The organism is Streptomyces sp. NTH33 (assembly GCF_003236365.1).
In the GTDB taxonomy this organism is placed as follows: Bacteria; Actinomycetota; Actinomycetes; order Streptomycetales; family Streptomycetaceae; genus Streptomyces.
This window is the reverse complement of the sequence record NZ_POTZ01000538.1, coordinates 1-4,277: the sequence shown is the minus strand read 5'-3', so window position 1 is coordinate 4,277 and position 4,277 is coordinate 1. Positions and strand designations below refer to the sequence as shown.

General features: G+C 70.0%; 5 protein-coding genes and 1 pseudogene. All 6 read right to left on the bottom strand.

The features are described from left to right. Positions 1-177 precede the first annotated feature (177 nt). On the bottom strand, positions 178-1,239 hold the full coding sequence (locus tag C1I97_RS32395) for a lysophospholipid acyltransferase family protein (RefSeq protein WP_111006609.1): 1,062 nt from the start codon (positions 1,237-1,239) through the stop codon (positions 178-180). Between the two features lie 14 nt (positions 1,240-1,253). Continuing rightward, complete coding sequence (locus C1I97_RS32390; RefSeq protein ID WP_111006608.1) at positions 1,254-2,315, bottom strand: NAD-dependent epimerase/dehydratase family protein; 1,062 nt, start codon at positions 2,313-2,315, stop codon at positions 1,254-1,256. Positions 2,316-2,567: 252 nt separating this feature from the next. Next, positions 2,568-2,666 (bottom strand): 30S ribosomal protein bS22, encoded by a 99-nt coding sequence (locus C1I97_RS32385; protein ID WP_003948845.1) that lies wholly within the window; start codon positions 2,664-2,666, stop codon positions 2,568-2,570. Between the two features lie 114 nt (positions 2,667-2,780). Beyond that, positions 2,781-2,993, bottom strand: coding sequence for a helix-turn-helix domain-containing protein (locus C1I97_RS32380; RefSeq protein WP_007443703.1), 213 nt, complete (start codon positions 2,991-2,993; stop codon positions 2,781-2,783). 129 nt (positions 2,994-3,122) lie between these two features. Continuing rightward, a complete protein-coding gene (locus tag C1I97_RS32375) occupies positions 3,123-3,938 on the bottom strand; it encodes a phosphatase (protein WP_111006606.1) in 816 nt (271 codons plus the stop codon). Positions 3,939-4,030: 92 nt separating this feature from the next. Beyond that, a pseudogene (locus C1I97_RS32370) lies at positions 4,031-4,277 on the bottom strand (acetoin utilization protein AcuC); the annotation flags it as partial.

The following is a 4,277-nucleotide window of genomic DNA, read 5'->3' as shown; positions in this document are numbered from 1 at the left end:
GAGGTGACCATCCCGCCCCTGCTCCCGGGCCTGCTGCCCGGCCTCGGCATCGAGGCGGAGGACGCCAAGTAGCGGGTGTACGGCGGCGGGGGTGCCCTTGGTGAGGGGGCACCCCCGTCGCCGTAGGGCGGCTCAGGTCTGAAAACCCGGGTCAGAAGAACAGACCAGGAGAACGGCTCAGAAGAACACGGACCTTCGCTGCACCAGCAGCTTGTACAGCGTGTGCTGGATCTGTTCGCGGACCTGGTCGGTCAGGTTGAACATCAGCATCGGGTCCTCGGCCGCCTCCGGCGGGTAGCCGTCCGTCGGGATCGGCTCGCCGAACTGGATGGTCCACTTCGTCGGCAGCGGGATCATGCCCAGGGGGCCCAGCCACGGGAAGGTCGGCGTCAGCGGGAAGTACGGGAAGCCCAGCAGCCGCGCGAGGGTCTTGGCGTTGCCGATCATCGGATAGATCTCCTCGGCCCCGACGATCGAGCACGGGACGATCGGCACGCCCTGGCGCAGAGCGGTGGAGACGAAGCCGCCGCGGCCGAACCGCTGCAGCTTGTAGCGCTCGCTGAAAGGTTTCCCGATGCCCTTGAAGCCCTCCGGCATCACCCCGACCAGTTCCCCCTCCCCGAGCAGCCGTTCGGCGTCCTCGGTGCAGGCGAGGGTGTGACCGAGCTTGCGGGCGAGCTCGTTGACCACCGGCAGCACGAAGACCAGGTCGGCCGCGAGCAGCCGCAGATGCCGGTCCGCGGGATGGTGGTCGTGCACGGCGACCTGCATCATCAGCCCGTCCAGCGGCAGCGTGCCGGAGTGGTTGGCGACGATCAGCGCACCGCCCTTGGCGGGGATGTTCTCGATGCCCTTCACCTCGACCCGGAAGTACTTCTCGTACACCGGCCGCAGCAGGGACATCAGGACCTGCTCGGTGAGCTCGGCGTCGTAGCCGAAGTCGTCGACGTCGTAGTCCCCGGTGAGCCGGCGGCGCAGGAACGCCAGGCCGTTCGCGACGCGCTGCTCCATTCCGTCGTCCCGCGCCGGCCGGCCCGACGGCTGCGGCGGCTGTTCCTCGGTGGTCACGGGGACATCCTCCTGCGCGGCCTCCCCGCCGGGCAGGGCCCTGACCTCGCGGACCGCCGCGGGCTCGCCGCCGGTGTGCCGGCTGCCCGTGCCCCGGCGTCGCGACGGCCGCTGTACGGAGCCCCCGCGGGACCGGTCGTCGTCGAACGGAATGACCTTGGCGTCCGCCATGGTTGCTGCGCTCCTCAGTCGGCGCTCTGGGTCTGGGAGTGGCCACTGCCCAGGTGGGACAGCTCGGCGATCCTGTCGACGGCCCCCGCAAGGGCCTCCGGCGGCAACAGCCCGGGGCCACGGCTGCGGGCGAACTCCGCGAAGGTCTCCGCGGTCGTGTACCTGGGTTCGAATCCGAGGGTGTCGCGCATCTGGTCCGTCGCCACGACCCGGCCGTGGGTCAGCAGCCGGATCTGCTCGGGTGAGAAGTCCGTCATTCCCAGCGTACGCACCAGCGAGCCCGCCCACGTGACGGCGGGCAGCGGCAGCGGCACCGTGGGCCGTCCGAGCCGCCGCGCGCACTGCGAGAGCAGCAGCACGCCGTCGCCGGCGATGTTGAACGTGCCGCTGTTGAGCGTGGAGCGGCGCGGCTCGTGCGAGGCGATCCGCAGCACCTCGATCACGTCGTCCTCGTGCACGAACTGCAGCCGCGGGTCGTAGCCGAACACCGTCGGCAGGACCGGCAGCGAGAAGTACGACGCCAGCGGAGTGTCCGCGGAGGGGCCGAGGATGTTGGCGAACCGCAGCACGCACACGGCGACGTCCGGCCGCCGCCTGGCGAAGCCCCGTACGTACCCCTCGACCTCCACCGTGTCCTTCGCGAAGCCGCCGCTGGGCAGCGACTTGGCCGGGGTGGTCTCGGTGAACACGGCCGGGTCCCGGGGCGCGGAGCCGTAAACGTTGGTACTGGACTTCACCACCAGCCGCTTGACCGACGGGGACTTCTGGCAGGCGCCGAGCAACTGCATGGTGCCGATGACGTTGGTCTCCTTGACCGCGGCCCGGCTGCCACTGCCCAGCGCGGTACCGGTCACGTCCATGTGCACGACCGTGTCGGCGGACGTCTCGGCCAGCACGCGCGCGATCGTGGGCTGCCGGATGTCCGCCTGGACGAAGTCGGCGCCGCCCAGGTGGTGCTCGGGCGCGACCGCGTCCACGGCGACCACCCGGTCGACCTGCGGGTCACGCTGGATACGCCGTACGAACCGGCCCGCGAGCGGGCGGGCCACTCCGGTCACGAGCACGACCTGTCCCAAGATCAGTGCCTTCCTTCCCGCCTGGTCCCGCCGCGCACCCGTGTGCGGTTTCCCCGCGTGCGGCCAACCTACCGGGTCGGTGTTGCGCTGTGATGGCCGCCGGATGCGCGAAGCGACGATGGGCACGTCGGTACGAACATACCGGGCCGCCCGGCATCCGGCCGCCCGAGACGCGCATGGCCCCCCACCGGGTGCGGTGGGGGGCCACAGACACGCTTTCGCGTTGTCGCGTACCTCGTAGCGACCGGCGTCTTACTTCTTGTTACGACGCTGGACACGGGTGCGCTTGAGCAGCTTGCGGTGCTTCTTCTTGGCCATCCGCTTGCGCCGCTTCTTGATAACAGAGCCCACGACTACCCTCGCTCACTTTTCATCACTCGGTGTTTGGGCGCCATGGGCCCACACGACCTACGAGGGGCTCTACCCTACCTGCCCGAGTGCTGAGGTCGTAAATCGAGGTCGCCGTCAGGCGGTTTCCACCCCCACGTAGCTCTCACGGAGGTACTCGTGAACCGCTTGCTCCGGGACGCGGAAGGACCGCCCCACACGGATCGCGGGCAGATGACCGCTGTGCACCAGCCGGTACACGGTCATCTTCGACACTCGCATGACCGCGGCGACTTCCGCCACGGTAAGGAACTGCACCTCGTTCAGAGGCCTTTCGCCAGCTGCAGCCATGACACACCTGAACCTTCCGCACGCGACGGCCACCGGCTTCCCCTTCCGGTGACTCTTCGTCGCTGCGTGCTCACTCCCCAGACTAGGGGCGTGTGATGCGAGTGGGGAAGAGGTGTACCCATCGGCGGCCTACTGTGACAGACACGCTCGATTGAGTACGTAGCGGGCCAGCGGGCGGTAGTGGGCGGGCCGCACGGCGTCATCAAGTGGAACGACGACGGACACGCGCCCCTCGGCCTGTCCGACGAAGAGCGCGGGGTCGTTCGTGTCGGCCGGCCCCATGGCCTCGAACCCCAGCTGACCTGCTCCGCAGACCCACCCATGATCACCGATCACCAGCTTCGGCAGCGGGCCGCCGGCGTCGGCGGCCGCGGCGAGCGCCAGCCGAACCGGGAGCGGCGAGTGCGTATGTGCGCCGGGCTCACAACCGGTGCGTTCACCGCCGGGCGGCCGGACCAGGGCGACTCCTCGTACGTACGCGAGGTGGTGCGTGCGTACCCCGAACCGGGTCGTTATGTCGACACAGCGACCCTGCGCCGGGGTGAGGACGGTACACCCCGCCGCCGACAGGGCGTCCGCCAGGGCGGCGTAGAAACCGAGCAGCCGGTGCGGGTGCCCGGTGCCGAGGAGCACGGGCTCGCCGTGCCGGGCGACCGCACCGAGCCGGTCCGCGAAGGCACCCAGCGCGGTGAGCGTCAGCTCCGGGTCGATCACATCATGGCCGAAGGTGTGCGCGGGGTCGGCCGAAACCCCGCACCTCTCCGCCATCAGCTCGATCAAGTCCCTCTGACGCCAGTCCCTTTCGGGATCGAGCCCGATCAGCACCCGGGGATCGCGGGCCGCGAACAGCCGATAACTCCGCAGACTGTCCTCCCGCGTCGTGGCCACGGTCCCGGCAAGACCGGTCCTCACCAGATGGGCGCGCAGCGCGGCGGTGCTCAACACCCGAGCGATGCTGTCGCACGACCCTCGCGAACGTCCCGGAAACCCCGGAAACACCGCACAGTCGGCGTAATCGGAGGACCCGTTCACCAGCGCTACGCCAACAGCCCCCGCAACGGGAACACCGCTCGCCTGGTCGCCAGGATCGCCTGATCCAGCCGGTCCGCGGGGTCGTACCCCGCCTCCCACTCCGCCCAGGACACCGGCCACCGCCCGTCGGTCATCCGCATCGGCCCCAACTGCCGGGTCCGCGCGAACACTTCCTGCCGCCAGCTCTCGGGAATCACCGTCTCCGGCTCCACCGGCCGCCCCACCGCGATCCCCACCAGATGCGTCCACGAC

What these genes read in the sequence shown, in the direction of transcription:
- C1I97_RS32395 (WP_111006609.1), bottom strand. Translation starts at nt 1,239, where the DNA reads ATGGCGGACGCCAAGGTCATTCCGTTCGACGACGACCGGTCCCGCGGG.
- C1I97_RS32380 (WP_007443703.1), bottom strand. Translation starts at nt 2,993, where the DNA reads ATGGCTGCAGCTGGCGAAAGGCCTCTGAACGAGGTGCAGTTCCTTACC.